Source organism: Demequina sediminis (genome assembly GCF_030296675.1).
GTDB classification, from domain to species: Bacteria; Actinomycetota; Actinomycetes; order Actinomycetales; family Demequinaceae; genus Demequina; species Demequina sediminis.
Genome location: NZ_AP027736.1, coordinates 371,294 through 398,085 on the forward strand (window position 1 = coordinate 371,294; position 26,792 = coordinate 398,085).

At 73.0% G+C, this 26,792-nt stretch carries 25 protein-coding genes and 2 pseudogenes; 22 read left to right on the forward strand and 5 right to left on the reverse strand.

What is annotated here, in order from left to right; all coding sequences use genetic code 11:
- Window positions 1–11 precede the first annotated feature (11 nt).
- From hemC to QUE44_RS02055, 22 genes and pseudogenes are all read left to right on the forward strand, one after another.
- Window positions 12–941 carry a hydroxymethylbilane synthase gene (gene hemC, locus QUE44_RS01950; protein WP_286215590.1) on the forward strand — a complete coding sequence of 310 codons (930 nt, stop codon included), beginning with the start codon at window positions 12–14 and terminating at the stop codon, window positions 939–941.
- Window positions 938–1,741, forward strand: coding sequence for a uroporphyrinogen-III synthase (locus QUE44_RS01955; RefSeq protein WP_286215592.1), 804 nt, complete (start codon window positions 938–940; stop codon window positions 1,739–1,741). Before hemC ends, QUE44_RS01955 begins: the two co-directional genes overlap by 4 nt.
- A complete protein-coding gene (hemB, locus tag QUE44_RS01960) occupies window positions 1,738–2,724 on the forward strand; it encodes a porphobilinogen synthase (RefSeq protein WP_286215593.1) in 987 nt (328 codons plus the stop codon). The genes QUE44_RS01955 and hemB overlap by 4 nt, the downstream gene beginning before the upstream one ends.
- A pseudogene (gene hemL, locus QUE44_RS01965) lies at window positions 2,706–4,024 on the forward strand (glutamate-1-semialdehyde 2,1-aminomutase). Before hemB ends, hemL begins: the two are co-directional and overlap by 19 nt.
- Before the next feature lie 249 nt (window positions 4,025–4,273).
- Window positions 4,274–5,671: an MFS transporter gene (locus tag QUE44_RS01970; RefSeq protein ID WP_286215594.1), complete on the forward strand. Its 1,398-nt coding sequence runs from the start codon at window positions 4,274–4,276 to the stop codon at window positions 5,669–5,671.
- A gap of 1 nt (window position 5,672) precedes the next feature.
- Window positions 5,673–7,886 carry a molybdopterin oxidoreductase family protein gene (locus QUE44_RS01975; RefSeq protein WP_286215595.1) on the forward strand — a complete coding sequence of 738 codons (2,214 nt, stop codon included), beginning with the start codon at window positions 5,673–5,675 and terminating at the stop codon, window positions 7,884–7,886.
- Window positions 7,883–9,367, forward strand: a complete 1,485-nt coding sequence (locus QUE44_RS01980; RefSeq protein ID WP_286215596.1) for an FAD-dependent oxidoreductase — start codon at window positions 7,883–7,885, stop codon at window positions 9,365–9,367. The genes QUE44_RS01975 and QUE44_RS01980 overlap by 4 nt, the downstream gene beginning before the upstream one ends.
- A complete protein-coding gene (nirB, locus tag QUE44_RS01985) occupies window positions 9,364–11,934 on the forward strand; it encodes a nitrite reductase large subunit NirB (RefSeq protein WP_286215598.1) in 2,571 nt (856 codons plus the stop codon). The genes QUE44_RS01980 and nirB (QUE44_RS01985) overlap by 4 nt, the downstream gene beginning before the upstream one ends.
- Window positions 11,931–12,335: a nitrite reductase small subunit NirD gene (gene nirD / locus QUE44_RS01990; protein WP_286215599.1), complete on the forward strand. Its 405-nt coding sequence runs from the start codon at window positions 11,931–11,933 to the stop codon at window positions 12,333–12,335. The genes nirB (QUE44_RS01985) and nirD (QUE44_RS01990) overlap by 4 nt, the downstream gene beginning before the upstream one ends.
- A 135-nt stretch (window positions 12,336–12,470) precedes the next feature.
- On the forward strand, window positions 12,471–15,050 hold the full coding sequence (nirB, locus tag QUE44_RS01995) for a nitrite reductase large subunit NirB (RefSeq protein WP_286215600.1): 2,580 nt from the start codon (window positions 12,471–12,473) through the stop codon (window positions 15,048–15,050).
- Complete coding sequence (gene nirD / locus QUE44_RS02000; protein WP_286215601.1) at window positions 15,047–15,433, forward strand: nitrite reductase small subunit NirD; 387 nt, start codon at window positions 15,047–15,049, stop codon at window positions 15,431–15,433. Before nirB (QUE44_RS01995) ends, nirD (QUE44_RS02000) begins: the two co-directional genes overlap by 4 nt.
- Window positions 15,430–16,656 carry a uroporphyrinogen-III C-methyltransferase gene (gene cobA, locus QUE44_RS02005; protein ID WP_286215602.1) on the forward strand — a complete coding sequence of 409 codons (1,227 nt, stop codon included), beginning with the start codon at window positions 15,430–15,432 and terminating at the stop codon, window positions 16,654–16,656. The genes nirD (QUE44_RS02000) and cobA overlap by 4 nt, the downstream gene beginning before the upstream one ends.
- 13 nt (window positions 16,657–16,669) lie before the next feature.
- Window positions 16,670–17,785 carry a uroporphyrinogen-III synthase gene (locus tag QUE44_RS02010; RefSeq protein WP_286215603.1) on the forward strand — a complete coding sequence of 372 codons (1,116 nt, stop codon included), beginning with the start codon at window positions 16,670–16,672 and terminating at the stop codon, window positions 17,783–17,785.
- On the forward strand, window positions 17,782–18,468 hold the full coding sequence (locus QUE44_RS02015; RefSeq protein ID WP_286215604.1) for a sirohydrochlorin chelatase: 687 nt from the start codon (window positions 17,782–17,784) through the stop codon (window positions 18,466–18,468). The genes QUE44_RS02010 and QUE44_RS02015 overlap by 4 nt, the downstream gene beginning before the upstream one ends.
- Window positions 18,458–19,165 carry a HesA/MoeB/ThiF family protein gene (locus QUE44_RS02020; RefSeq protein ID WP_286215605.1) on the forward strand — a complete coding sequence of 236 codons (708 nt, stop codon included), beginning with the start codon at window positions 18,458–18,460 and terminating at the stop codon, window positions 19,163–19,165. The genes QUE44_RS02015 and QUE44_RS02020 overlap by 11 nt, the downstream gene beginning before the upstream one ends.
- Window positions 19,158–20,354 (forward strand): molybdopterin molybdotransferase MoeA, encoded by a 1,197-nt coding sequence (locus QUE44_RS02025; RefSeq protein ID WP_286215606.1) that lies wholly within the window; start codon window positions 19,158–19,160, stop codon window positions 20,352–20,354. The genes QUE44_RS02020 and QUE44_RS02025 overlap by 8 nt, the downstream gene beginning before the upstream one ends.
- Window positions 20,351–20,820, forward strand: a pseudogene (gene moaC / locus QUE44_RS02030) (cyclic pyranopterin monophosphate synthase MoaC). The gene QUE44_RS02025 and the pseudogene moaC overlap by 4 nt, the downstream one beginning before the upstream one ends.
- The gene (gene mobA / locus QUE44_RS02035; RefSeq protein ID WP_286215607.1) at window positions 20,813–21,379 is read left to right on the forward strand and encodes a molybdenum cofactor guanylyltransferase; all 567 of its coding nucleotides are present in this window, start codon (window positions 20,813–20,815) and stop codon (window positions 21,377–21,379) included. The pseudogene moaC and the gene mobA overlap by 8 nt, the downstream one beginning before the upstream one ends.
- Window positions 21,380–21,458: 79 nt before the next feature.
- A complete protein-coding gene (locus tag QUE44_RS02040) occupies window positions 21,459–21,710 on the forward strand; it encodes a DUF6457 domain-containing protein (RefSeq protein WP_286215608.1) in 252 nt (83 codons plus the stop codon).
- Window positions 21,707–21,940, forward strand: a complete 234-nt coding sequence (locus tag QUE44_RS02045) for a MoaD/ThiS family protein (protein WP_286215609.1) — start codon at window positions 21,707–21,709, stop codon at window positions 21,938–21,940. Before QUE44_RS02040 ends, QUE44_RS02045 begins: the two co-directional genes overlap by 4 nt.
- A gap of 312 nt (window positions 21,941–22,252) precedes the next feature.
- Complete coding sequence (locus QUE44_RS02050) at window positions 22,253–22,531, forward strand: type II toxin-antitoxin system TacA family antitoxin (RefSeq protein ID WP_286215610.1); 279 nt, start codon at window positions 22,253–22,255, stop codon at window positions 22,529–22,531.
- Window positions 22,532–22,684: 153 nt separating this feature from the next.
- Entirely contained in the window at window positions 22,685–23,065 is a 381-nt protein-coding gene (locus tag QUE44_RS02055) for a GNAT family N-acetyltransferase (RefSeq protein WP_286215611.1), read from the forward strand.
- Here the strand turns inward: QUE44_RS02055 and moaA are convergent.
- The 5 genes from moaA to modB are packed head-to-tail and all read right to left on the reverse strand — an operon-like array spanning window position 22,966 to window position 26,710.
- Window positions 22,966–24,093, reverse strand: coding sequence for a GTP 3',8-cyclase MoaA (gene moaA / locus QUE44_RS02060; RefSeq protein ID WP_286215612.1), 1,128 nt, complete (start codon window positions 24,091–24,093; stop codon window positions 22,966–22,968). The two genes, QUE44_RS02055 and moaA, sit on opposite strands and share 100 nt — an antisense overlap.
- Window positions 24,093–24,512 carry a molybdenum cofactor biosynthesis protein MoaE gene (locus QUE44_RS02065; RefSeq protein WP_286215613.1) on the reverse strand — a complete coding sequence of 140 codons (420 nt, stop codon included), beginning with the start codon at window positions 24,510–24,512 and terminating at the stop codon, window positions 24,093–24,095. Before QUE44_RS02065 ends, moaA begins: the two co-directional genes overlap by 1 nt.
- Complete coding sequence (locus QUE44_RS02070; protein WP_286215614.1) at window positions 24,512–25,009, reverse strand: MogA/MoaB family molybdenum cofactor biosynthesis protein; 498 nt, start codon at window positions 25,007–25,009, stop codon at window positions 24,512–24,514. The genes QUE44_RS02065 and QUE44_RS02070 overlap by 1 nt, the downstream gene beginning before the upstream one ends.
- Window positions 25,010–25,067: 58 nt before the next feature.
- Window positions 25,068–26,102 carry a sulfate/molybdate ABC transporter ATP-binding protein gene (locus QUE44_RS02075; RefSeq protein WP_286215615.1) on the reverse strand — a complete coding sequence of 345 codons (1,035 nt, stop codon included), beginning with the start codon at window positions 26,100–26,102 and terminating at the stop codon, window positions 25,068–25,070.
- Between the two features lie 26 nt (window positions 26,103–26,128).
- Window positions 26,129–26,710 carry a molybdate ABC transporter permease subunit gene (gene modB / locus QUE44_RS02080; RefSeq protein WP_350226870.1) on the reverse strand — a complete coding sequence of 194 codons (582 nt, stop codon included), beginning with the start codon at window positions 26,708–26,710 and terminating at the stop codon, window positions 26,129–26,131.
- Window positions 26,711–26,792: the final 82 nt, after the last annotated feature.

Sequence of the window (26,792 nt, forward strand, 5' to 3'; positions counted from 1 at the left end):
CCCTTGGTGCCATGGATCTCCGTCTGGGCACTCGTGGTTCCGCGCTCGCGACGGCACAATCGGGGCAGTTCGCCGATGCGGTGGTCGCGGCGGCCGCCGCGCGCGGCACGTCCGCCGGTGGTGGGGTAGCTGTCGAGTTGGTGACCATCACCACCAAGGGCGACATCGACCGCGGTTCGCTCATCGGCCTGTCGCAGACCGGCGTCTTTGTCACCGCGCTGCGCGAGGCGCTCCTTGCGGGCGAGTGCGACTTCATCGTCCACTCGCTCAAGGACGTCCCCACGCAGCCCTACGAGGGCCTCGAGATCGTCACGATCCCTCGCCGCGAGGACCCCAGGGACGCGCTGTGCACCGACGGCCGCACGCTCGCGGAGCTGCCCGAGGGCGCGCGCGTGGGCACGGGGTCGCCGCGACGCGCGTCGCAACTCAAGGCCATGCGCCCCGACCTCGAGGTGCTCCCGCTGCGCGGCAACGTCGACACGCGCCTGGCGCACGTCGGTGACGACCTCGACGCCGTGGTGCTGGCCGCCGCGGGCCTCAACCGCCTGGGCCGGTCCGCCGACGCGACCGAGCCGCTCGCGGTGACCGCGATGGTGCCCGCCCCAGGTCAGGGTGCGCTCGCGATCGAGATCCGCGAGGACGCGCCCGACGAGCTGCGGGCGCTGCTCGCGACGCTCGACGACCCCGCGACCCGCGCCGCCGTGACCGCCGAGCGCGAGGCGCTGCGCGTGCTCGACGCCGGCTGCGCCGCCCCCGTCGCGGCACACGCCGTGGTGAGCCGCGGCCGCCTCACGCTCCACACGCGCGTCATCAACGAGGACGGCACGCTCGCGCTCAACGAGCGCAACTCCGGAGTCCTCGCGGAGGCCTCGTCGATCGGCCGCTCGAGCGGATTCTCCCTGCTCGGCCGCGGGGCCGAGCGCCTCATGGGGCGCGCGTGAGTCTCGCGGGACGCCGCCTCCTGGTACCCGTGACCGCCGAGCGCACCGCTTTCGCCGACGAACTCGCCGCCGAGGGCGCGCACGTCACGCCCGTGGCGTTCATCGCGATCGAGCCCGCGACGGATCCTGCCGCGCTCGAGTCGGCGACTCTCGCGTGGCTCGCGGGGGAGTACGACTGGATGGCCGTCACGAGCCGCAACGCGGTGCTCGCAATGCAGCGGATCGCCCGCGCGCACGGCCGCGACCTGAGCGAGCCCCAGCCCGCCGCACGGGTCGCGACGGTGGGAGAGGCGACTCGCGCGGTGTGTGCGACGGCCGGACTCGAGGTGGCGCTGGTGCCGGCGTCCCGTGCCGACGCGCGCGGGATCGTCGCCGAGTTCCCCGAGCGCGTCCCCGCGTCGCGTGCGGTGGGCCGCGTGCTGGTTCCCGTGGGCAACCTCGCGTCGCCCGTGCTCGCGCGCGGGATCGCGCGCAAGGGGTGGTCGGTCGATCAGGTCGAGGCGTATCGCACGGTGGATGGCCCGGGCCCGGACGATGCCGTGGTTGCCGGGGTGGCGCGAGGCGCCTCCGGTGGTGGCTTCGACGCGGTGCTGCTCACGTCCGGCTCGGTCGCGGAGCGCTTCGCCGCGGCGTGCCCGACGGTCGCGCCCACGACGCGCATCGTCGCGATCGGTCGCACCACCGAGGCCGGCGCGCGTGCGGCGGGGCTGCGCGTGGACGCCGTCGCCACCGAGCCGACGTACCGTGGAATGCGCGCCGCTCTCGACACCGCGCTGCAGGTCCCAGAGGAGGACGCATGATCTCGCACCGCCCCCGCCGCCTGCGCACCACGCCCGCGATGCGGCGCCTGGTGCGCGAGGTGCGCCCCCACCGCGCGGAGCTCGTGCTGCCCGTGTTCATCCACGAGGACCTCGCCGAGGCCCGCCCCATCGCCTCGCTGCCCGGCGTTTCGCAGCACCCCCTCGCGGACGTGCCGGCGCTGGTCGAGCGCGCGATCGATGCGGGCATCGGCGGCCTCATGCTGTTCGCGATTCCCTCGGTGCGCGACGCGCGAGGCTCCGGCGCGGTGGACCCCGACGGCATCCTCAACCGCGCGATCCGCGCCGCGGCTGACGCCATCGACGGCCCACCCGGCCGCGGCATCGTCCTCATGGCGGACCTGTGCCTCGACGAGTTCACTGACCACGGCCACTGCGGCGTTCTCGCCCCCACGGGAGACGTCGACAACGACGCCACGCTCGACATCTACGCGCAGATGGCGCTCGCCCAGGCCCGCGCCGGGGCGCACGTGTTGGGGCTCAGCGGCATGATGGACGGCCAGGTGGCGGCCGTGCGCGCCGCGCTCGAGGCCGAGGGCTTCACGGACGTCGCGCTGCTGGCCTACGCCGCCAAGTACGCCTCGGCGTTCTACGGGCCCTTCCGCGAGGCCGTCGACAGCCAGCTCGAGGGTGACCGCCGCACGTATCAGCTGGATCCGGCGAACGGCCGCGAGGGGCTGCGCGAGGCCGAGCTCGACGAGCTCGAGGGCGCCGACATCGTTATGGTCAAGCCCGCCCTGCCGTACCTCGACGTGGTCGCGGAGGTCGCGCAGGCGTCCCGCGTTCCCGTCGCGGCGTACCACGTGTCGGGCGAGTACGCCCAGATCGAGGCCGCCGCCGCGCACGGCTGGATCGACCGACGCGCCGCGCACCTCGAGGCGCTCACGTCGATGCGCCGCGCGGGCGCGGACATCATCGTCACGTATGCGGCGCTCGAGCTCGCCGCCTGGCTGGAGGACATGTGAGCACGTACAGCGACCGGGCGCGGGCGATCCTGCCGGGCGGGGTCAACTCGCCCGTGCGGGCGTGGAACGGGGTCGGGGAGAGCCCGTGCCGATCGCGTCCGCGCACGGCAGCCGCATCACGGACGCCGACGGCCGCGAGATGATCGACCTGGTCGCCTCGTGGGGTCCCGCCATGCTGGGCCACGCGCACCCCGAGGTGGTCGCGGCCGTCCAGGCCGCCGCCACGAGGGGCCTCAGCTTCGGCGCGACCACGGAGGCCGAGGTCGAGCTCGCGGAGCTCATCCGCGAGCGCTACGCCCCCGCCGAGCGCGTGCGCCTGGTGTCGACGGGCACCGAGGCCACGATGACCGCGATCCGTCTCGCGCGCGCCGCGACGGGCCGCGACGTGATCGTCAAGTTCGCCGGCTGCTACCACGGCCACTCCGACGCGCTGCTGGTCGCCGCCGGCTCGGGCCTCGCGACCGCAGGCGTGCCAGACTCCGCAGGCGTGACGCGCGGGGCTGCGGCGGACACCCTGGTGCTGCCGTACGGCGACGAGCCCGCGCTCACGGACGCTTTCGCCGAACACGGCGCGCGGATCGCCGCCGTCATCACCGAGGCCGCGCCGTGCAACATGGGCGTGGTGCGCCCGCCCGAGGGCTTCAACCGCCTCATCTCGACGCTGTGCCGCAACGAGGGCGCCGTGATGATCCTCGACGAGGTCCTCACGGGCTTCCGCGCAGGACCGGCCGGCTGGTGGGGCGTCGAGCGTGATCACGATCTCGCGGCGGGGGTCGACCCGTGGACGCCCGACCTCGTGACCTTCGGCAAGGTGATCGGCGGCGGGCTTCCCGTCGCCGCGCTCGGCGGACGGCGCGACCTCATGGAGCGGCTGGCGCCGCTCGGACCGGTGTATCAGGCGGGAACCCTGTCGGGGAATCCCGTGGCAGTGGCCGCCGGGCTCGCCACCATGCGCCTGCTCACCCCCGAGGTGCACGACCGCGTGGCGGCCACCGCGGACGCCCTCGTCACGGGTGTGTCCGGCGCGCTCGCGGAGCGCGGCATCGCCCACGCGGTGGGCCGCGCGGGCACGCTGTTCTCGATCTTCCTGGGATTGGACGATGCCCCGGTCACGTTCGAGGAGGTCTCGCGCCAGGACACGGCGGCCTTCGCGCGGATGTTCCACGCGGTGCGCCGCGAGGGGGTCGCGCTGCCGCCGAGCGCCTACGAGGCCTGGTTCGTCTCCGCGGCGCACACCGCCGCCGATGTCGACCACGTGATCGCCACGGTGGCCGCATGGGCGGACTCCGAGCGCACGTAGGGAGATCCGCCCGGCGGCCCGCAATCTCACCCCGCCCGAGCATCGTCCCTGTTCAGGGCCCATTTTCACGGGCTCCCACCCGCCGCGTGAGCGACCTCACCGCTGTCACCCCGTGCCGGTGAGGAAGAGTTCTCGCACGCTTCACACGCGAAGACGGCCGCCGTAACCTCCCCTCCCTACTGTCGGGAACGTCCGATTCACTCCGAGGCGCCCGCCCCGGACGGACGCGAGTGTTCCTGGGGAGGGACCATGACCGTTTCCGACAAGACCGCCGAGCAGGTGATCGAGCCCGGCGTGATCGGCAAGGGGCGCTGGATCGAGCGCTGGGAGCCCGAGAACGAGCTGTTCTGGGAGGCCCGCGGCAAGGCGATCGCGTTCCGCAACCTCATCTTCTCGATCGTCGCCGAGCACATCGGGTTCTCGGTGTGGCTGCTGTGGTCGATCGTCGTGGTGCGCATGTACGGCACCTTCGACGAGTCCGGCGCGCTGGTCGCCGCCGGTGCCAACGGCTGGGCCCTCACCGCAGGTCAGGGCTTCACGCTTCTCGCCGTCGCGTCGGGCGTGGGCGCGTTCCTGCGCGTGCCGTACACGTTCGCGGTGCCGATCTTCGGCGGCCGCAACTGGACCGTGATCTCCGCGCTGCTGCTGCTCATCCCGACCCTGGGGCTCGCGTGGGTGGTCGCGCGTCCCGAGACGCCGTTCGGCGTGCTCGTCGCGATCGCAGCGACCGCGGGATTCGGCGGAGGCAACTTCGCCTCCTCCATGTCCAACATCACGTTCTTCTACCCCGACAAGGAGAAGGGCTGGGCGCTGGGCCTCAACGCGGCCGGGGGCAACATCGGCGTCGCGGTCGCGCAGAAGCTCGTGCCCGTGGTGATCGGCATCAGCGCCTTCGGCCTCAGCGCCGCGGGACTCGTGTACGTGCCGCTCGCGCTCGCCTCGGCCATCCTCGCGTTCCTCTTCATGGACAACCTGCGCGAGGCGAAGGCGGACCCCAAGCCCACCGCTGCCTCGCTCAAGCACGGCCACACGTGGCTCATGGCCTTCCTCTACATCGGCACGTTCGGGTCCTTCATCGGCTACTCCGCCGCGTTCCCGACACTGCTCACCGTGGTCTTCGAGCGCGCCGACATCGCGCTCGGCTGGGGCTTCCTCGGCGCGCTGGTCGGCTCGCTGGCCCGCCCGTACGGCGGCAAGCTCGCGGACCGCGTCGGCGGCTCGGTCATCACGCTCGGCGCGTTCATCGCGATGGCCGTCGCAGGGGTCGCCGCCGTGATCGGCGTGCAGCAGGAGTCGCTCGGGCTGTTCTTCGTGAGCTTCATGGCGCTGTTCGCCTTCACGGGAATCGGCAACGGCTCGACGTACCGCATGATCCCGTCGATCTTCACGCGGATCCAGGCGGACAAGGGCGAGAACACCGACGAGAGCCGCCTGGACTTCAAGCGCCAGGCCGCGGGCGCCGTGGGCATCATCTCCGCGGTGGGTGCCTTCGGAGGCTTCGCGATTCCGTTCGTGTACATGATCGCCCGCGAGCAGACCGGCTCGATCGTGCCCGCGCTGCAGGCATACGTGGTGGTGTTCCTGGTGATGGCCGCGCTCACGTGGGGGTTCTACCTCCGCAAGGGCGCCGCGATGAGGAACGTCTGACGTGACGCCCCTCACGCAGGGCGAGGTGGCGCCGGGAGTCCCCGGCGCCACCGTCGCCACGCACTGCCCGTACTGCGCGCTCCAGTGCGCGCAGACGCTCACGGCCACGCCCGGCGGGCGCCTGCCCGTGACCGTGACGGGCCGCGACTTCCCCACCAACAGGGGCGGCATGTGCCAGAAGGGCTGGACCTCTCCCGAGGTGCTGCGCGCCGCCGACCGCGTCACGACGCCGCTCCTGCGCACCGCCGACGGCGGCTTCCGCGAGGCCTCGTGGGACGAGGCACTCGACCTCGTGGCGGGCCGCATCCGGTCCCTCCAGTCCGAGTCGGGGCACGATGCGGTGGCCGTGTTCGGCGGCGGGGGACTTACCAACGAGAAGGCCTACGCGCTGGGCAAGTTCGCCCGGCTCGCGCTGCGCACGCGCCTCATCGACTACAACGGCCGGTTCTGCATGTCCTCCGCGGCCGCGGCGTCCAACCGCGCGCTGGGCATGGATCGCGGCCTCGCCTTCCCGCTCGCCGACCTGGGTGGCGCCGATGCCGTGCTGGTGCTGGGTTCGAACATGGGGGTGACGATGCCCCCGTTCGTCCAGCACCTGGCGGGCGTGCGGGAGCGGGGCGGGCTGGTCGTGGTGGACCCGCGCGAGACCGTGACCGCGAAGCTCGCGGCCGACGGCGCCGGCCTGCACCTGGCTCCCGTCCCCGGATCGGACATGGTGGTGCTGCTCGCGATCCTGCACGTGGTGTTCGCCGAGTCGCTCGCCGACGAGGACTACCTCGCGCGACGCGTGAACGGCGTCGACGCGGTGCGCCGCTCGGTGGCGCAGTGGTGGCCCGAGCGCGCTGAGTCCGTCACGGGGGTGCCGGCGGAGACCCTGCGCGAGGTCGCGCGGCTGCTCGCCGCGGCCTCTCCCGCGCGCGGAGGTCGCGGCGCGTACATCCTCACCGGGCGCGGCGTCGAGCAGATGGCGCAGGGCACGGACTGCGTGAGCGCCGCGATCAACCTCGCGCTCGCGCTGGGCCTCGTGGGCCGTCACGGCTCGGGCTACGGCCCGGTCACGGGACAGGGCAACGGCCAGGGCGGCCGCGAGCACGGCCAGAAGGCGGACCAGCTCCCTGGGTATCGGTCGATCTCCGACCCGGCTGCGCGCGCCCACGTCGCCGCGGTGTGGGGAGTGGACCCCGCGGTCATCCCCGGTCCCGGAGTGCCCGCGATGCAGCTGCTCGAGTCGCTCGGCACGCCGGGCGGCCCGCGCGCGCTGCTCGTCCACGGCAGCAACGTCGTGGTGAGCGCGCCGCACGCGACGCTCGTCGAGGAGCGCCTGCGCGCGCTCGACCTGCTGGTCGTGTGCGACCTGGTGCCCTCCGAGACGGCGCTGCTCGCGGACGTGATCCTCCCCGTCACGCAGTGGGCCGAGGAGGACGGCACCATGACCAACCTCGAGGGTCGCATTATCCGCAGGCGCGCCGCGACCGCCGCTCCGGGCGAGGCCCGCTCGGAGCTGTGGATCCTGCGCGAACTCGCGCGGCGCCTCGACTGCGGCGCGCTGTTCAGCGAGGACCCCGAGGTGATGTTCGACGAGCTCGCGCGCGCCTCGGCGGGCGGTAAGGCCGACTACAGCGGCGTCACCTACGCGCGACTCGACGCCGGCGAGGAGCTGTTCTGGCCGTGCCCCGCGGCTCACGCGTCGGACCCCGCCCACCCCGGCATGGGCCACCCCGGTACGCCGCGGCCGTTCCTCGAGAGCTTTCCCACGCCCGACGGCCGCGCCGTCATGCACGCCGTCAACCACCGCGGTCCCGCGGATGACGTCCGCGCCGACGCACCGATCTACCTGGTCACGGGCCGCGTGCTGCAGCACTACCAGTCGGGCGCGCAGACGCGCCGCGTCGAGGAGCTCGCGCAGGCGCAGCCCGAGGCCTTCGTCGAGATGCACCCGCTGCTCGCCGACCGGCTGGACCTCGCGGGCGGTGACGTCGCGATCCTCACGAGCACTCGCGGACAAGCGTTGGCGCCGGTAAGGCTCACGACGGACATCCGCGCGGACACGGTGTTCATGCCCTTCCACTGGGCGGGCGAGGGCAGCGCGAACCGGCTCACGAACAACGCGACGGATCCGACGTCCTCGATGCCGGAGTTCAAGGTGACGGCCGTCCAGATCAGCGCGGCGCGGGTTGCCGCGGCAGCCATCGAGAGCGAAGGAGCGTTGCGATGAGGGTGGTGATTCTGGGCCACGGCATGGTGGGCTCGCGGCTCGCGCAGGACGTCGCCGCGCGCGTGCCGGGAGCGCGCGTGACGGTGCTGGGGCGCGAGCCGCACGCCCCGTATAACCGCGTGCTGCTGTCGAGCGTGGTCGCGGGCAAGACCGACGCCCGCTCGATCGCTCTCGACGCCGACACGCCCGGCGCCGACGTCCGCCGCGGCGTCACGGCGGTGTCGATCGACCGCGAGGCGCGCACGGTGAGCGCCTCGGACGGATCGCTGCTCGCGTACGACCGCCTGGTCTTCGCGACCGGCTCCGCCGCCCGCATCCCGCAGATTCAGCACGTGGCCGGGCCCGACGGGCTGGTGCCGGGGGTATTCGTGCTCAAGGATCTGGACGATGCGCAGGGGATCGTGGCGGCCCTGCCGCGCGCGCGGCGCGCCGTGGTCCTCGGGGCAGGCGTGCTGGGCATCGAGGTGGCGACGGGTCTCGCGGCGCGCGGCCTCGCCGTGACGCTCGTCCACCACGCCGACCGGCTCATGGAGCGCCAGCTCGGCTCGGTCGCGTCGCAGATTGCGGCGGACTCGCTCGGCCGCCTCGGCATCACCGTGGTGACCACCACCTCGGTCTCGCGCGTGCTCGAGCGCAGGGGCCACGTCAGCGGTGTCGAGCTCGACAACGGCGCACAGGTGCTCACCGACATGCTCGTGATGTGCGCGGGCACCATCCCCGAGACGGCGCTCGCGCGGCGCGCGGGGCTGCCGTGCGAACGCGGCATCCTCGTGGGCGACGGCCTCGCCTCGCCCGCGGATCCGGACGTGTTCGCGGTGGGCGACTGCGCACAGCCTCCCGAGGGCGGCACGGGTCTCGTGGCCCAGGGCTGGGACCAGGCGCGGCGGCTCGTCGACCTGTGGGCGGGCGACGCCGCTGGCGCGCAGGAGGACTCCTCGGGCGATGCCGCGCACGACCTCACCAACGTCGTGCGCGTCAAGGCCCCCGGTCTCGAGGTGGTCACGATGGGCCTGAGCGGCAAGTTCGATCACGGCGGTCGCGACCTCAGGGCCGTGCGCATCTCGGACCCTGCGGTCGGCAGGTTCGTCGAGGTCGTCGTGAGCGGCGGGATCCTGGTCGGCGCGACCGTCGTGGGGGACAAGGCCACCGCGTCCGACCTGCAGGCGCTCTACACGCGCCGTCTGCCCGTCCCGAGCGACCCCGCCCACCTCATCGTCCGTCCGATTCCCGGCGCCGCACCCGCACGCCGGTCGGCGGCGGAGCTGACGGACGAGGACACCGTCTGCCAGTGCAACGGGGTGTCGAAGGCGCGCATCCGCGCGGCCGTCGATGACGGCTGCGCGTCCCTCGAGGACGTCTCGCGCGCCACGCGCGCATCCACGGGCTGCGGCGACTGCAAGCCGCTCGTCCGAGAACTCATCGCGGCGCGTGCCGCGGATCACCACATCCCCGCGCTGGTGGGGGCAGGGGAGGCATCATGACCACCGAACGGATCGTCGTCGTGGGCGGCGGCATGGTCGCGCACCGCTTCACCGAGGCGCTGCGTGCGCGCGACACGGACGGCCGCTTCGCGGTCGAGGTGATCGCCGAGGAGCCGCGCGCGCCGTATGACCGCGTCGCGCTCACCAGCTACTTCACGGGCAAGTCTCCCGAGGACCTGCAGCTGGGTGATCCCGCGCTGTGGCACGACCCGCTGGTCGCGCTCCACCGCGACTCGCGCGCCACCGCGGTCGACCGCGAGCGACGCGTCGTGACGGTCGAGGGCGGCAGGGAGGTCGCGTACGACCACCTGGTGCTCGCCACCGGCTCGTACGCGTGGATGCCCCCCACGCCGGGAGCGGACCTGCCCGGCGTGTTCCTCTACCGCACGATCGACGACGTCGCGGCGCTGCGCGGCTGGGTCGAGGAGCGGCGCGCGGCTCTGGGCCGCCCGGTGCGTGGCGCCGTCATCGGCGGCGGCCTCCTGGGTCTCGAGGCCGCCGGCGCGCTGCAAGGACTGGGCGCCACGAGCACCGTGATCCAATTCGCCGACCGCCTGATGAACCTCCAAGTCGACGAGGGCGGCGGCGAGGCGCTCAAGCGCCTCATCGAGCAGCTGGGCGTGACGGTGAGGTGCAGCACCGCGACCTCCGAGCTGCGTCCGGGCAAGGACGGTCGCGTGGGTTCGATCGTGTTCGCCGACGGCGGCGAGCAACTGGTCGACGTCGTGGTGTTCGCCACCGGAGTGCGACCGCGCGACGAGCTCGGCGCCGCGGCGGGACTCGAGCTGGGCCCGCGCGGCGGCATCGTGGTCGACGACACGTGCCTCACCGCCGATCCCGCCGTCAGCGCGATCGGCGAGGTCGCGTGCATCCAGGGCTCGTGCATCGGCCTCATCGCTCCTGGCAACACCATGGCCGAGATCACCGTGGACCGCCTGCTGGGCGGCGCGAGCACGTTCCCCGGCGCGGACACCGCGACCAAGCTCAAGCTGCTCGGGGTGGACGTCGCGTCCTTCGGCGACGCGTTCGCGACCACGCCCGGCGCGCTCGAGATGGTCTATGCGGATCCGGTCAACGGCGTCTACAAGAAGCTGGTGCTCACCGACGACGCGCAGACGCTGCTCGGCGGCGTGCTCGTGGGGGATGCGTCGGCGTACGCGTCGCTGCGCCCGATGGTGGGCGCCCACCTTCCGGGCGACCCCGCCGGCTGGCTGCTGCCCGAGGGAGCGGTCGAGCGCCCGAGCGTGGACCTGCCGGACGAGGCCGCGGTGTGCTCGTGCAACAACGTCACAGCTGGCACCATCAGGGACGCCGTCAACCACGAGGGCTGCACCGACCTGGGCTCGGTCAAGGCGTGCACCAAGGCGGGGACGTCGTGCGGGTCCTGCCTGCCGCTCGTCAAGAAGATCATGGCGACCGAGCTCGAGAAGTCGGGCATCGAGGTCTCGAATGCGCTGTGCGAGCACTTCGCCATGTCCCGCGCGCAGCTCTTCAACGCCGTCAAGGTCGCGGAGGTGACCACCTTCTCGGACGTCATCGCCCGGTTTGGCAACGGCCGCGGCTGCGACATCTGCAAGCCCACCGTCGGGTCGATCCTCGCGTCGCTATACAACCAGCACGTGCTGGGCGACGACCGCGCGGCGCTGCAGGACACCAACGACCGCGTGATGGCGAACATGCAGAAGGACGGCACCTACTCCGTGGTGCCGCGCGTGCCGGGAGGCGAGATCCTTCCCGAGCACCTCATCCTGATCGGCCAGATCGCTCAGGACTTCGGGCTGTACACCAAGATCACGGGCGGCCAGCGGATCGACCTGTTCGGCGCTCGCCTCGAGCAGCTGCCGAGCATCTGGAAGCGGCTGGTCGACGCGGGCATGGAGTCGGGCCACGCGTACGGAAAGTCGCTGCGCACCGTGAAGTCCTGCGTCGGCTCGACCTGGTGCCGCTATGGCGTTCAGGACTCGGTGGGCATGGCGATCGCGCTCGAGTTGCGCTATCGCGGGCTGCGCAGCCCGCACAAGATCAAGCTGGGCGTCTCCGGTTGCGCACGCGAGTGCGCGGAGGCCCGCGGCAAGGACGTCGGCGTCATCGCCACGGACAAGGGCTGGAACGTCTACGTGGGCGGCAACGGCGGCTTCACGCCCGTGCACGCTCAGCTGCTGGTCGAGGACGTCTCCGACGAGGACGTGTTCCGCGTGATCGACCGCTACCTCATGTACTACATCCGCACCGCCGACCGCCTGCAGCGCACTGCGCCCTGGCAGCAGGAGCACGAGGGCGGGCTGGACGCGATCCGCAAGATCGTGGTCGACGACTCCCTCGGGCTGGGCGAGGAGCTCGACGCCCACATGGCGCGCCACATCGACAGCTATGAGGACGAGTGGAAGGCCGTGCTGAACGACCCCGAGCGCCTGCGCCAGTTCACGAGCTTCGTCAACGCGCCCGACCAGGCCGACCCGTCCCTCGCCTATGTGGAGCAGCGCGGCCAGCGTCGCCCCGCCACCCCCGCCGAGCGCGAGTCCGGCGCCGTGCTCATCGCCCCCTCGACCCTGGAGGTCCGTTCATGAGCGCGACCGTCACCCCGGCATCGTCCGTCGCGGGACCGTCCCTCGCGGGACCGTCCACGGCGACCGTCGTGTGCGACTACGACAGGCTCACGCCCGAGCTCGGGGTCGCCGCTCTCGTCGGCGGCGAGCAGGTCGCGTTGTTCCGTCTCGCGGACGGCAGCGTGCACGCGGTCCAGAACCTCGACCCGTTCTCCGGCGCGCACGTGATCTCGCGCGGCATCACGGGGGACAGGGCCGGCGTGCCGACGGTGGCCTCGCCCCTCTACAAGCAGGTGTTCTCGCTCATCGACGGCGCCTGCCTCGTGACCATGGACAAGGAACCCGTGGAGGGACACGCCGCGCACCTGCGTGTGTTTTTGGTCACGGTCGAGCACGGGAAGGTGCTCGTCGCCGCCGCGTAGGCGCGGCGTCGGGTCCAAGGTCACGGGGTGATCGCGCATGCCGTTTCTAGGGTGGAGCCAGCACTGGTCCCCACCGCAGCGGCTCGGTCGTGGACGCTGGGGCGTGCCGCGATGCGGGCCAGGAAAGGCAGCATCATGAGCACCCAGCGAATCGTCGTCGTCGGGGCGGGCATGGTTGCCCACCGCTTCGTCACCACGCTGCTCGAGCGCGACGGCGCCGGGCGATTCGAGGTCGAGGTCTACGGCGAGGAGGACTACGCGCCGTACGACCGCGTCGCCCTCACGAGCTACTTCCAGGGGACGTCCGCCGAGGGCCTCCTGCTGGGCGAGCCGAGCCTGTGGGAGGACCCTCGCGTCACCCTGCACCGCGGCGTCCGGGTCGAGTCGATCGACCGCGAGGCACGCACCGTCGCGACGTCCGACGGCGGCGAGGCGGGGTACGACCACCTGGTGCTCGCGACGGGATCGTACGCGTGGGCGCCGCCCGTGCCTGGCGTGGACCTGCCGGGCGTGTTCATGTATCGCACGGTCGACGACGTCGCGCGGCTGCGCGAGTGGGTGGAGACCCGCCAGCGCTTCTTCAACCGTCCGGTGCGCGGCGCGGTGATCGGCGGCGGCCTGCTGGGTCTCGAGGCCGCGGGCGCGCTGCAGAGCCTGGGCGCGACCAGCACCGTCGTCGAGTTCGCGCCGCGCCTCATGGCGCTCCAGGTCGACGAGTCGGGCGGTGAGGCGCTCAAGCGCCTCATCGAGAAGCTGGGCGTCACCGTCCGCACGGGCGTCGCGACCTCCGAGGTGCGCGCCGACCGCGACGGCAACGCCGGCACGCTCGTGTTCGCCGACGGCGGCGAGCAGCTAGTCGACGTCGTCGTGTTCGCCACCGGCATCCGCCCGCGCGACAACCTGGGCCGCGACGCCGGACTCGTGATCGGCGAGCGTGGCGGAATCGTGGTCGACGACACGTCGCTGACCGCGGACCCGGCAATCAGTGCGATCGGCGAGTGCGCGGCCGCCGCGGCGGACGGACACCTCTCGGTGGGCCTTATCGCGCCGGGCAACACCATGGCCGACGTCGCGGTCGACCGGCTGCTGGGTGGCGACGCGGTCTACATGGGCGCGGACACCGCGACCAAGCTCAAGCTGCTCGGGGTGGACGTCGCGTCCTTCGGCGACGCGTTCGCGACCACGCCGGGGGCCCTCGAGGTGGTCTACTCCGACCCGTTCTCGGGTGCCTACAAGAAGCTCGTGATGACGGACGATGCGTCGACCCTCCTGGGTGGGATGTTCGTGGGGGATGCCTCGGCCTACGCGACGCTGCGCCCGATGATCGGGGCGACGCTGCCGGGAGACCCGTCCGCATGGATCCTGCCCGAGGGTGCGGTCGAGCGGCCCGACCTCGAGCTGCCCGATGCCGCAACCGTGTGCTCGTGCAACAACGTCACCGCGGGCGCGATCCGCGACGCGGTCAACCACGACGGCTGCCACGACCTGGGCGCGGTGAAGTCCTGCACCAAGGCGGGCACCGCGTGCGGGTCCTGCTTGCCGCTCGTGAAGAAGATCATGGGTGCCGAGCTCGAAAAGGCGGGCCTCGAGGTCTCGAACGCGCTGTGCGAGCACTTCGCGATGTCGAGGGCTCAGCTGTTCAGCGCGATCCAGGTGGCCGACCTGCGGACGTTCTCGGACGTGCTCGAGAGGTTCGGCACGGGACGCGGCTGCGACATCTGCAAGCCCACCGTGGGCTCGATCCTCGCCTCCTTGCACAACGAGCACGTGCTGGGCGGCGACCGCGCCGCGCTGCAGGACACCAACGACCGCGTGATGGCGAACATGCAGAAGGACGGCACGTACTCGGTGGTCCCGCGCATCCCCGGCGGAGAGATCACGCCGGCCAAGCTCATGGTGATCGCGCAGGTGGCCGAGGACTTCGGGCTCTACACGAAGATCACGGGTGGCCAGCGGATCGACCTGTTCGGCGCTCGCCTCGAGCAACTGCCGCAGATCTGGAAGCGACTCGTGGACGCCGGAATGGAGTCGGGCCACGCGTACGGAAAGTCGCTGCGGACCGTGAAGTCCTGCGTGGGCTCCACCTGGTGCCGCTACGGCGTGCAGGACTCCGCGTCGATGTCGATCGCGCTCGAGCTGCGCTACCGCGGACTGCGCAGCCCCCACAAGATCAAGCTGGGCGTCTCCGGCTGCGCACGCGAATGCGCCGAGGCCCGCGGCAAGGACGTGGGGCTCATCGCGACCGAGCGCGGCTGGAACGTCTACGTGGGCGGCAACGGCGGCTTCACGCCCGCCCACGCTGACCTCCTGGTCGCGGATGCCTCGGACGAGGAGGCCTTCCGGGTGATCGACCGTTACCTCATGCTCTACATCCGCACCGCGGACCGCCTGCAGCGCACGGCCGCGTGGCAGGCCGAGTACGAGGGCGGACTCGACGAGATCCGCAGGGTGGTGGTCGAGGACTCGCTCGGCATCTGTGCCGAGCTCGACGCCCACATGGCCCACCACCTCGACACGTACGAGGACGAGTGGAAGGCCGTGCTCGACGATCCCGAGCGGCTGCGCCAGTTCACGAGCTTCGTCAACGCCCCCGACCAGGCCGACCCGTCGCTCGCCTACGTCGAGCAGCGCGGCCAGCGTCGCCCTGCCACCCCCGCCGAGCGCGAGTCCGGTGCCGTCCTCATCGCCCCCGCACGCCTGGAGGTTCACTCATGACCATCACCGCACCCGCCGTCCCATCGCCTTCGCGCGTCGTGGTCTGTGACTACGACGCGCTGTGCCCCGAGTTGGGTGTCGCGGCGCTCGTCGACGGCGTCCAGGTCGCGCTGTTCCGTCTCGCGGACGGCAGCGTGCACGCGGTCCAGAACCTCGACCCGTTCTCCGGCGCGCACGTGATCTCGCGCGGGATCACGGGAGACAGGGCGGGCGTGCCCACCGTCGCGTCTCCCATCTACAAGCAGGTGTTCTCGCTCGTGGACGGAACCTGCCTCGTGACGATGGACAAGCAGCCGACGTCCGGGATGAGTGCCGACTTGGAGGTGTACCCCGTCACCCTCGACAATGGCCAGGTGATCATCGACCTGGCTGGCCGAGCGTGACGGCTCTCTTCGGACTCGACCTCGGTGGCAGGCGCGTGGTCGTCGCGGGTGCGGGCCACGTCGCCTCGCGGCGCGTGCGACGCTTTCTCGCTGAGGGCGCCGACATCATGGTGGTCGCTCCCGAGGCGAGCGACGACGTCCGTCGCCACGCCCAACACGGCGATCTCGAATGGCGTGAGCGGGGCATCGTCCCCTCGGACCTCGACGATGCCTGGTTCGTGCTCGCCGCGACGGACCGGCCCGAGGTGAACGACGACGTCGCGGCCTGGGCGGCCGAGCGGCGCGTGTTCTGCATCGATGCGTCCGATGCCGCCAAGGGCACCGCGCGTCAGGCTGCCGCCTCGCGCCACGGCGACCTCGTGGTGGGCGTCGTCTCGACGGACAAGCCCGACCCCGCTCGCATCCGCGCGGTGCGCGACGCCGTCGCCGCGCACATCGATGCGGGCGAGGTGGACCTGCGCCGCCGCCGCGCGGGCCAGGGCCGCGTGATCCTCGTGGGCTCCGGTCCGGGCGATCCGGGTCTCATCACCGTGCGCGGGCGTCAGGCGCTCGCGGAGGCGGACGTGGTGGTCACGGACCGCCTGGGCGCGACCGAGCTGCTGGTGACGGTGCCCTACGACGTCGAGGTCATCAACGTGGGCAAATCGCCCGACACCCACCCGGTGCCGCAGGACCAGATCAACCGCATCCTCGTCGAGCACGCGCTCGCGGGCCGCACGGTCGTGCGTCTCAAGGGCGGCGACCCGTTCGTGTTCGGCCGCGGCGGTGAGGAGGCGCACGCGTGCATCGTCGCGGGCGTGCCCGTCGAGGTCGTGCCAGGAGTGACGTCGGCGCTGTCCGTGCCGGCGCTCGCCGGGATTCCCGTGACCCAGCGCGGCATCTCGACCTCGGTGCTCGTCACCTCGGGTCACGCGGGGGCCGACGCCGCCGCGGTCGCCGCGATGGCCGCCGGCGCGACCGTGGTGGTGCTCATGGGCGTGGCCGCGCTGCCCGACATCGTCGCGGCGGGCCTCGCGGGAGGAGCGGACGCCGCCACCCCCGTCGCGATCATCGAGCGCGGCACCACGGCGGACGAGCGCATCACGCGCGGGACGCTATCGGACATTGTTCGTCTCTCGGGAGAAACAGGGGTGAAACCTCCCGCGGTTATTGTCATCGGAGACGTCGCACGACCGGAGTTGTTGGCCTCGCAAGCGGCGGCTACTCCGGCCCGGCGGGAGTGACGAGGAGGTCTCGATGTCAGTTGGGGGAGAGCCGCTGGCGGGATGCGTGATGGTGATCACGGCGGATCGGCGGAAGAGGGAGCTGGCCTCGGCACTGGAGCGCCGCGGGGCGATCGTCAAGCACGCGCCCGCGCTGAGCACGATTCCTCATCTCGACGATGCGCGGCTGGTGGCGGACACGCGCGCGCTGATCGCGGCGCCGCCCGACGTGGTGGTCGCGACCACGGGCATCGGCTTCCGGGGCTGGATCGAGGCGGCCGATGCCGCGGGCCTGGCCGAGCCGCTCATCGACGCCCTGCGCGGGGCGCGCCTGGTGGCGCGCGGGCCCAAGGCGCGCGGCGCGATCCAGGCCGCGGGCCTCGAGGCCGACTGGGTCGCGGAATCCGAGACCGCCGCTGAACTGCGCGACTATCTGCTCGCCGAGGGCGTGGAGGGCCTGCGCGTGGCCGTGCAGCACCACGGCAATGGCTCCGATGGACTGGACGAGGCGTTCACGGAGGCCGGCGCCGACGTGCAGAGCCTGCTCGTGTACGGCTGGGGGCCGCCGCTGCAGCCCGAGGTCCACCTCGAGTGGATCGACCAGGCGGCGACGGGCGGGGCGGACGCCGTGCTCTTCACCTCGGCCCCCGGCGCCGACTCGTGGATCACGACCGCGCGCCAGCAGGGTGTGCTCGACGCGATCGCGGCCCGCGCCGCAACCGGCGAGCTGGTCATCGCAGCGGTGGGTCCCGTGACCGCCGCGCCACTCGAGGAGGCGGGACTCGTGGTGCAGTATCCGGATCGCTGGCGCCTGGGGGCGCTCGTGCGCATGCTCGTGCAGGACTTCACCGAGACCGCGGTGGGCACGCCCACCCCCGACGGACCCCTGGTCATGAGGGCCACCACGGCGGTGCTCGACGGCAGGGTGCTGCCGCTCACGCCCACCGGGCTCGAGATCCTGCGTGCGCTCGCGAGGGCCAAGGGCAACGTGCTCACGCGCGAGCAGCTCGCCGCGATCCTGCCGGGAGCGCAGGCTGGCCCGCATGCCGTCGAGGCCGCGATCAACCGGCTGCGCGAGAACTCGGGTGCACCCACCCTCGTCCGCACGGTGGTCAAGCGAGGCTACGCTCTCGCGGTGAGCGCGGCATGAGCATCCTCATCGGCTGCGCGCACGGCACGCGCGACGCGGACGGCCAGGCGACCATTCGGCGGCTGGTCGAGGACGTCCGGGCCGCGCTGCCCGCACACGACGTCCGCGAGGCGTACGTCGACGTCCACGGGCCTTACGTGTCGGACGTGGTCGCGGAGCTCGAGGAAACCGACGGGACCACGGCTGTCGTGGTGCCGCTGCTGCTCGCGGGCGGCTATCACGTCTATCACGACATCGCCGAGGCCATCGAGGACCGCACCGACATCGTGTCCGCGACCGCCCTGGGCCCGGACCCGCGGCTCATCGACATCGTGATGGAGCGGGTCCATGAGGCCGGGGTGCCGCACACCGCGACGCTCGTGTTGGCCGCGGCCGGATCCTCCGATCCGCGCAGCCAGGCGGACACCGCCGCCGCCGCCGAGATGCTGCGCGCGCGCTGGGACGGTCCCGTGCGCATCGGCTACGCGGCGGGCATTCATCCCACGGTGGCCGATGCCGTGACGGAGGCCCGCAAGTATGGCGAGGACGGCGTGGTCGCGGTGGCATCCTTCCTGCTCGCGCCCGGCTTCTTCCAGAAGAGGTTGGGGGAGTCGGGCGCGGACTACGTGACCGGCCCCCTCGCCCCGCACCCGCGGCTCGTGGAGATCGTGCTCGACCGGTACCGTGACGCGGGTGGAAGCTGACGCATTCGTCCGCCACCGCGCCCTCGAGGGCTTCGGTGCGGCGGGCCAGGACGCGCTCGCGCGCGCGCGGGTGGCGGTGGTCGGGGCGGGCGGCCTCGGCTGCCCGGCCGCGCTGTATCTGGCGGCCGCGGGCGTGGGACGCCTCACGCTGATCGACTCGGACCGCGTGTCCGTCACCAACCTGCATCGTCAGGTGCTCTTTGGCCCCGAGGACGTGGGCCGGCCCAAGGTCGAGGCGGCCGCGGAGGCGCTCGCGCGCCTCGCCCCCGGCACCGAGGTGACGGCCCTGGACGCACGCCTGGGCGCGGATGCTCCCGCGGTGCTCGAGGGTCACGACCTGATCCTGGACTGCACCGACACGTGGCCGTCCCGGCTCACGGTGAACGATGCCGCGGTCGCCCTGGGCGTCCCGCTCGTGTGGGGCGCGGTGCAGGGCTGGTTCGGTCAGGTGACGGTGTTCGACGAGGGTCGCACGCTGCGCGACGTCTTCCCGCATGAGCCGCCGCAGGATCTTGCCGTGTGCGACGGCGGCGGCGTGCTTGGGCCGCTGTGTGGCCAGGTGGGCACCGCGATGGCGGCCCAGGCCGTAGTGCTGCTGTCGGGCACCGGCCGCGGACTGCGCGGCACGCTGCAGGTGCTCGACGCGCGCGAGGGCGTGTGGCGCGCGCTGCCGGTCGCGGGAGGCGCCCATGCGTAGTGCCGACGACCACGCCGCCCGCCTCCTGAGCCTGCTGCGCCCGCCGGTGCCGGGCATCGTCCCCCTGCGCGAGGCGCTGGGACTGGTCCTGGCCGCGGATGTCACCGCGGCGGGAGCCATCCCGCCGTTCGACAACTCGGCGATGGACGGCTACGCGGTGCGGTCCGCGGACTGCGTGGGCGCGTCGCCCGACGCCCCGGTGACGCTCGCGGTGGTGGGGGAGTCCGCGGCGGGGCACCCGTTCTCGGGCGCGGTCGGGCCGGGGACCGCGGTGAGGATCATGACGGGCGCGCCGCTGCCCGCCGGCGCCGACTCGGTGGTGGCGCAGGAGCACGTGACGCGTTCGGGTGGTGACGTGGTGCTCGCCGCGGCGGTGCGCGATGGCGCGCATGTGCGTCGCGCGGGCGAGGATGCGCGGTCGGGCGACGTCGTGGTGCGCGCTGGCGTCGAGTTGCGGCCGCGACACCTCGCGGCGGCTGCCTCCGCGGGGGTCGCGCGCGTCGAGGCGTGGCCGGCTCCGCGGGTGGCCTTCCTGGTGACGGGGGACGAGCTCGTGGCGCCCGGCGATCCGCTCGGACCGGGGCAGATCCACGAGTCCAACGCGACGACCCTGGCGGCGAGCCTGCGCGCGCTGGGCGCGGTCCTGATCGACCTGGGAATCGCGGGGGACAGCGCCGATGCGGTGCGCCGCGCGGTGGAGTCCGCGGTCGCGGCGGGCGCGGACCTCGTGGTGACCACCGGGGGAGCGAGCGTGGGCGACCACGACCCCGTCAAGGAGGGCCTCGCGGGTGCGGGCGTCGAGTTCCTGAACGTCGCGATGCAGCCCGGCAAGCCGCAGGGGCTTGGTGTGGTCGGCGGCGTGCCCGTCGTGTCCCTGCCGGGCAATCCCGTGGCCGTCGCGGTGTGCGTCGAGCTGTTCGTGGGCCCCGCGGTGCGCGCGCTGCGGGGCGTGCCCGAGCCCGCGTGGGAGCCCCTGCCCGCCGCGGTGGGGTGGGCATGCCCGCCCGGCCGCGAGCAGCTCATGCCCGTGGTGATCGAGGACGGGGCGCTGCGGCCCGCGACTTCGGGCGGCTCGGGATCTCACCTGGTGGCACGGCTCGCGGTGGCGGATGGCATCGCCCGTGTGCCCGCGAGCACGGAGGCCGTCGCACCGGGCGATACCCTCGCCTTCAGGAGGTTCACCGCATGAGCGACTTCACCCACTTGGACGGCGACGGCAGGGTCCGCATGGTCGACGTCACCCAGAAGAACCCGACCGTGCGCCGCGCGGTCGCGCAGGGCTTTGTCGAGTGCGCGCCGCACGTGGTCGCGGCGCTGCGCGACGGGGCGGTCCCCAAGGGCGACGTGCTGGCCCTCGCGCGGATCGCCGGCATCGCGGGAGCGAAGCGCACCCCGAGCTGCTGCCGCTCGCGCACGTGATCGGGGTCCACGGCGCCACGGTCGAAGTCGAGGTGGTCGACGACGGCGTGGCGATCGTTGCCACCGTGTCCACCGCCGATCGCACGGGCGTCGAGATGGAGGCGCTCACCGCGGTCTCCATCGCGGCGCTCAACGTGGTCGACATGGTCAAGGGCCTCGACAAGATGACGTCCATCCGTGACGTGAAGCTGATCGCGAAGGACGGCGGGAAGTCGGGTTCCTGGCGACGTGCCTGAGGACTCCTCGCTGGCGTGGGACGCCGTGGTGATCGCGGGCGGCGCGGGCAGCCGCCTGGGCGGGGCGTCCAAGCCCGAGCTCGTGGTGGGTGGCGTCGCGCTGGTTGACCGCACGCTCGCGGCCGTGGCCGGTGCGCGCGCCGTGATGCTCGTGGGTGGGCCGCGGCGCGAGGGCGTGGGCTGGACCGTCGAGGACCCGCCGCGCTCGGGACCGGCGGCCGCTGTTGCGGCGGGGGTCGCGGCGCTTGCCGCGGCGGCTCGTGGCGGGGGTGCTGGTGCGGGTGCTGGTGCTCCGGCCGGGCCCGCGCCCTGGACCGTGGTGCTCGGCGTGGACACCCCGCGCGCGGAGCAGGCGGTTCAGGCGCTGCTCGCCGCGCGCGAGGGCGACGGCGGGGCGTCCCCTGTTGGTGCGACGTCCTTTGACGGTGCGTGGCTCGTGGATGGCGAGGGCCGCGAGCAGCCGCTGGTCGCGGTCTACCGCACCCGGGTGCTGGCCGCGCATGCGGAGGAGACCTCATCGGGGCGTCGTTGCGTAGGCTGGTGGGCGGGCTCGCGATGATCGCGGTGCCGGACACCGCCGGCCTCTCACGTGACCTGGATACCTGGGATGATGCGCGCTTCTGGAAGGAGACGCTGGGATGACCGAGAACACGCTGGAGAAGTGGGTGGCCGCGCTCGCGACCGAGCTCGACCTGGACATCGCGGATGTCGACGTGCAGGCCCTGCTCGACGTGGCACGCGACGCCGCGCACTCGGTGGTGCGACCGGCGGCCCCGCTCGCGACGTTCCTGGTGGGCTACGCGGCGGGCCGGCGCGGCGCCGCGGGCGACGACCTCACCCCGGAGTGCGACCGCGCATCGGCCCTCGCTCGCGACTGGGTCGCCGAATGATCCGCGTGCGTGCGTTCGCCGCGGCCGCCGAGGCCGTGGGCGCTCCCGAGCTGGACATCGCCGCCGCCTCGGTCGGAGACCTCCGCGCCGCGTTGGGCGCGCGCGGCGAGTCCGCGCCCCGCGTGATCGCGCAGTGCGCGGTGCTCAGGGCGGGGGAGCGGCTCGAGGACTCGGCACCGCTGAACTCGGGCGATCTGGTCGACGTGCTCCCGCCCTTCGCGGGGGGCTGATCCGCGCGCACGTGCTCTGGTGCCGCGCTTTTCCGCGGCTCCGCCACACGCCGCGCGCCCTATGGGACACCCACCGTCGCTTTTCGCGCTCCGTTGCCTCCCATGGGACATCTATGGTCGTTTCCGTGTGGCGCAGCGGACTCGCGAGCGCTTGTGAAGCCCGCATCCGTCCCTCGCCGAGCGGTGCACAAGGGCACGCCCTTGGGAAGCCCGGCTGGCCCCAAGTCTTCATGGCACAGGGCACGCCCTACGTATTGACGTTGTCATGACGGCGCGCGTAGCCTGGAGTCCGTTCGTCTTCTGGAGGCAATCATGAGCGCGATCGCCCGCGACGCCCATCTGCAGGTGCGGATCTCCACCACGGAGAAGGAGCGCCTGCGTCGCGCGGCGGAGCAGTCTGGCCTCGACCTCTCCTCGTTCGTACTTCAGCATGCGCGGCGCGCTGCCGACGAGATTCTCGCCGAACAGGCCGCCTTCACCCTCACCGACGTCGAGTACGACCGCTTTCTCGAACAGCTCGATGCGCCCGCCCAGGTGGTGCCGGGTCTGGCCAATCTGATGCGCCGAGCCTCGCCGTTCTCCGACCGCTGAGGGCAGCGGCGGCCCGTGACCAGCTACACCACACCGGTCCACCTCGGGGTGAGGCACGACGTCAGCGAGTTCCGGTGCGAGAGCGAGGAACTCAGCACGTGGCTTCGTGTCCACGCTCGGAGTTCTCATGGGGGCGGCCACACCCGCGTCGCCGTGGTGACGGAGCACGGCAGCGATCGCGTGGTCGGGTACTCCGCGATCGCTCCAGGGCACGTGCTTGCGGAGGACGCAACTGCGCGCATGCGGGCTGGCGGCGGACGACACCCGGTTCCCGTGGTGGTGCTCGCACGGCTGGCCGTCGATGCGCGGCACACGGGCAAGGGTCTCGGCGGTGGTCTGCTGCTCGACGCCATCATGCGCTCGCTCGCCGCAGCCGAAGAGATCGGCGGCCGCGCCCTCGTGGTCGACGCGAAGGACCAGGCAGCCAAGGAGTTCTACCTCCGCCAGCTCAGCGGCTTCCAGGAGTTGCCCGGCGATCCGATGCGGCTCGTGCTGATGTTCAAGGACATCCGCGCGACCATTGCCGAGCTCTGAACCCACTCAGAGCCCAACCCCAGCAACCAGCCCCACCTACCCCCGATGGCGCTCATCGGGCGGTCGGGCTGCACGAAGCTCGGGTCGTCGATCCCGTGACCGGGCCGCTTGCGCGCGACGCACGCCTGCATCGCGGCCGCAAGCCGGGCATCGTCCGCGCCCTCGCGCATCAGCGTGCGCAGGTCGGACTCCTCGTGCGCGAAGAGGCAGTTGCGGAACTGGCCATCGGCGGTCAGCCGCACCCTGTCGCAGCGCTCGCAGAACGTGCGGGTCACGGAGGCGATCACGCCCACCGTGGCGGTGGTGCCCGCGATCGCGAACTCCTCGGCCGGCGCGCTACCGGGAGCACCCAGCGGTGTCAGGTCGAAGCGCGTCGCGACCGCACCCAGGATCTCCGAGGCCGTCACCATCTCTTCGCGCCGCCACGTGTGGCCGCCGTCGAGGGGCATGTGCTCGATGAAGCGCATCTGCAGGCCGCGCTCGACCGCGAAGGACACGAGGTCCGCGATCTCGTCGTCGTTGACGCCGCGCATGATGAGCGCGTTGAGCTTGATGGGTGCGAAGCCCACGGCCCGCGCGGCCTCGATGCCCGCGAGCGTGTCCGCGAGCCGGTCGCGGCGCGTCAGCTCGATAAACCGCGCGCGCTGCAGCGTGTCGAGAGAGATGTTGACGCGGTCGAGTCCCGCGTCCCGCAGCGGCGCGGCCAGGGCCGGCAGCCGCAGCGCGTTGGTGGTGAGCGACAGGTCGAGAGGCCCGTCGGATGTCGAGATCGCGGCCAGCTCGCGGACCACGTCCACCACGTCGGGACGCAGTAGCGGCTCCCCGCCCGTGAGGCGCACCTCCCGCACCCCAAGCCCGACCGCGACACGCGTGAGGCGGACGAGTTCCTCGGTGGAGAGCAGCGTCGCGGACTTGAGCCACGGCACCCCGTCCGCGGGCATGCAATAGGTGCAGCGCAGCGAGCAGCGATCCGTGAGCGAGATCCGCAGGTCCCGGTGGACGCGGCCGTAGCGGTCGATGAGCTCCATCAGACCACCCCCACCCACGTGTGCGAGCCGTCGGCCAGGATCTCGCGCTTCCACACGGGCAGCTCCGCCTTCACCCTCTCGACGGCCTCGCGGCACGCCGCGAAGGCCTCGGCCCGATGCGCGGAGGCCGCCGCGGCCACAATCGCCACGTCGCCCACCCCCAGCAGCCCCGTCCGGTGCGTGAGCGCGATGACCGCGCCATGCGCGGCCTCGACCTCCGCGACGATGCGCGCGACCAGGGCTCCGGCGTCCGGGTGCGCCGAGTAGTCCAGCCCCACGACCTCGCCCTCGACACTCGGGTCGTGGTCCCGCACGAGGCCGATGAACGTCGCGACGGCGCCGTGAGAGGGACGGGCGACGGCCGCCACGTGGGCGTCCAGGGACAGCGGGGCGTCCGACACGGCGGCGATCGCGGGCATCAGTGGTCACCGCCGTCGACCTGCGCGATCGCGTGGGCGATCAGCGCGGGCAGCACCTCGAGCGCGGACTCGACCGCGGACATCGATCCCGGCAGGTTGATGATCAGCGCGGGCGGCTCGTGCGCGGTGAGTCCGGCCAGCCCGCGGGAGAGCGCCACGAGGGGCGTGCGGCCAGCGTCGCGCTGGCGCAGCAGCTCGGGGATGCCCGGCAGCGGCACCGCGATGAGCGGCGCGGTCGCTTCGGGGGTGACGTCGCGCGGCCCGATTCCGGTCCCGCCGGTGGTGACCACGGCGCGCGCACCGTCCGCGATGGCGTCCTCGATCACCTGGGCGATCGCGGAGGCGTCGTCGGGGACGATGCGCGGGCTGAGATGAGCGTCGACCGCCGCCAGGCCGCCGCACAGCGCCGGCCCCGTGAGGTCGTCACGCGCGCCCGCAAACGAGCGATCCGAGACCGTGACGACCGCGACGCGGATGCCGGCGAGGGTGGGGGACATGAGGTCAGTCTAGGAACGCGTCGGTTACGCACGGATTGCGGGGACATCCCCGCGCCGGTCACGAGGGCGTGAGCGGGTAGGCGTCGAGCCCCGCGGGCACTCCGAACGCGATCCGATCCCCCAGGGACAGGAGGGCGGCGTCCGCGGGGTCGACGTCCGCCGCCAGGCTCGTGCCGTGCACGCGGACCTCGTCACCGCGCGGCTCGAGGGCGGTGACGTGCTCGGCGATCCAGGCGCGCCCGGGCGCGCGCGGGCCCTCATCGCCCTCGAGCGCCACCGCGGCCGGGCGCGCCGCGACCGCCGCCCGCCGACCCGCACCGGGACCCCCGGTGACCGGCACCCTCACCCCGGCATCGGTGACCAGGGCGCCCCCGCGCATCGTCCCCACCACGAGCACGCGCGCGGCCATGCGCGCGGCGAAGGCCGTCCGCGGGCGGGTCAGGACCTCGCTCGCCGCGCCGGCCTCGACCACGCGGCCGCCCTCCACCACCGCGACGTCGTCCGCGAAGGCGTACGCGTCGAGCGCATCGTGGGTGGTGACGACGGCCGTGCGCTCCTTGAGCAGCGACGAAATCAGCGCGCGCACCTCGCTCGCGGCCCCCACGTCGAGCCCCGCGAAGGGCTCGTCGAGGAGCAGCACGCGCGGCTCGGCGGCGAGCGCCCGTGCGATGGCGACCCTGCGCGCCTGTCCGCCCGAGAGCTCGCCGGGTCGGCGGTCGCCGCATCCGTCGAGCCCCACCCGGGCGAGCCAGTCGTCCGCTGTGGCGCGCGCGGCGGCCCGGGACGCGCCGCGCGAGCGCGGCCCGAACGCGACGTTGTCGCGCACGGACATGGTGGGAAAGAGCGCATCGTCCTGGGACAGCAGGCCGATGCCGCGCTCGCGGGCGGGCGTCGACGTGCGGGCGTCGGCGAGGGGGCGGCCGTCGAGACTCACGTGGCCGTCGGACAGCGGGACCAGGCCGGCGATCGCCTCGAGCACGGTGGACTTGCCGGCACCGTTGGCACCCAGCAGCACGAGCGTGCGGCCGGTGGCGAGCGTGAGGCGGGCGTCGACGCGTCGCGGCTGGACGACCACGTGGCAATCGAGTGTCATCGCGCCAGGCGTCATCGCGTCGGGTGTCATCGGGCGGACCCCACGGGCCGGTAGGCCACCGCGACCACGACGATCGCGATCGCGACCATCACGAGCGACAGGGCGGCGGCCGCGCCGGGGTCGGTCTCGCGCGCGAGGTAGACCTCGAGCGGCGCCGTGCGCGTCACCCCCTCGAGAGAGCCCGCGAACGTGAGGGTCGCGCCGAACTCGCCGAGGGCACGCGCAAACGCGAGCACAGCTCCGGTCGCGAGGGCGGGGCCCAGGGCGGGAAGGGTGACGGTCGCGAGAATGCGAGTCCGCGACGCGCCGAGCGTCGCCGCGACGGCCTCGTGCCGTCCGGTGCGCGCCGCGAGCGCCGACTCGACCGCGACCACCATGAACGGCAGGGCGACGAAGGTCTGCGCGAGGACCACGGCCGTAGTGGTGAAGGCGAGGGACCCGCCCACGGCCTCGCCCAGCAGTCCGCGACGCCCGAAGGCGTAGAGCAGCGCGAGGCCGCCGACCACCGGGGGCAGCACCAGCGGGATGAGTACCAGCGCGCGCGCGACCGCGCGCGCGGCGCCGCGCATCGCGTGCAGTGCGAACGCGAGCGGGACGCCGAGCACCACGACCAGCGCCGTGGCGATCGCCGCCGTGCGGAGGCTGAGCCCGAGGGCGGTCGCGGCGGCGGGGAGGACACCAGCCCGCCCA

Excerpts from the sequence above, each read along its gene's own strand:
- hemC (WP_286215590.1), top strand. The coding sequence starts at position 12 with ATGGATCTCCGTCTGGGCACTCGTGGTTCCGCGCTCGCGACGGCACAA.
- hemB (WP_286215593.1), top strand. The coding sequence starts at position 1,738 with ATGATCTCGCACCGCCCCCGCCGCCTGCGCACCACGCCCGCGATGCGG.
- QUE44_RS01970 (WP_286215594.1), top strand. The coding sequence starts at position 4,274 with ATGACCGTTTCCGACAAGACCGCCGAGCAGGTGATCGAGCCCGGCGTG.
- QUE44_RS01980 (WP_286215596.1), top strand. The coding sequence starts at position 7,883 with ATGAGGGTGGTGATTCTGGGCCACGGCATGGTGGGCTCGCGGCTCGCG.
- nirB (WP_286215598.1), top strand. The coding sequence starts at position 9,364 with ATGACCACCGAACGGATCGTCGTCGTGGGCGGCGGCATGGTCGCGCAC.
- nirD (WP_286215599.1), top strand. The coding sequence starts at position 11,931 with ATGAGCGCGACCGTCACCCCGGCATCGTCCGTCGCGGGACCGTCCCTC.
- nirB (WP_286215600.1), top strand. The coding sequence starts at position 12,471 with ATGAGCACCCAGCGAATCGTCGTCGTCGGGGCGGGCATGGTTGCCCAC.
- nirD (WP_286215601.1), top strand. The coding sequence starts at position 15,047 with ATGACCATCACCGCACCCGCCGTCCCATCGCCTTCGCGCGTCGTGGTC.
- QUE44_RS02010 (WP_286215603.1), top strand. The coding sequence starts at position 16,670 with ATGTCAGTTGGGGGAGAGCCGCTGGCGGGATGCGTGATGGTGATCACG.
- QUE44_RS02015 (WP_286215604.1), top strand. The coding sequence starts at position 17,782 with ATGAGCATCCTCATCGGCTGCGCGCACGGCACGCGCGACGCGGACGGC.
- QUE44_RS02025 (WP_286215606.1), top strand. The coding sequence starts at position 19,158 with ATGCGTAGTGCCGACGACCACGCCGCCCGCCTCCTGAGCCTGCTGCGC.
- QUE44_RS02040 (WP_286215608.1), top strand. The coding sequence starts at position 21,459 with ATGACCGAGAACACGCTGGAGAAGTGGGTGGCCGCGCTCGCGACCGAG.
- QUE44_RS02045 (WP_286215609.1), top strand. The coding sequence starts at position 21,707 with ATGATCCGCGTGCGTGCGTTCGCCGCGGCCGCCGAGGCCGTGGGCGCT.
- QUE44_RS02050 (WP_286215610.1), top strand. The coding sequence starts at position 22,253 with ATGAGCGCGATCGCCCGCGACGCCCATCTGCAGGTGCGGATCTCCACC.
- moaA (WP_286215612.1), bottom strand. The coding sequence starts at position 24,093 with ATGGAGCTCATCGACCGCTACGGCCGCGTCCACCGGGACCTGCGGATC.
- QUE44_RS02065 (WP_286215613.1), bottom strand. The coding sequence starts at position 24,512 with ATGCCCGCGATCGCCGCCGTGTCGGACGCCCCGCTGTCCCTGGACGCC.
- QUE44_RS02070 (WP_286215614.1), bottom strand. The coding sequence starts at position 25,009 with ATGTCCCCCACCCTCGCCGGCATCCGCGTCGCGGTCGTCACGGTCTCG.
- QUE44_RS02075 (WP_286215615.1), bottom strand. The coding sequence starts at position 26,102 with ATGACACTCGATTGCCACGTGGTCGTCCAGCCGCGACGCGTCGACGCC.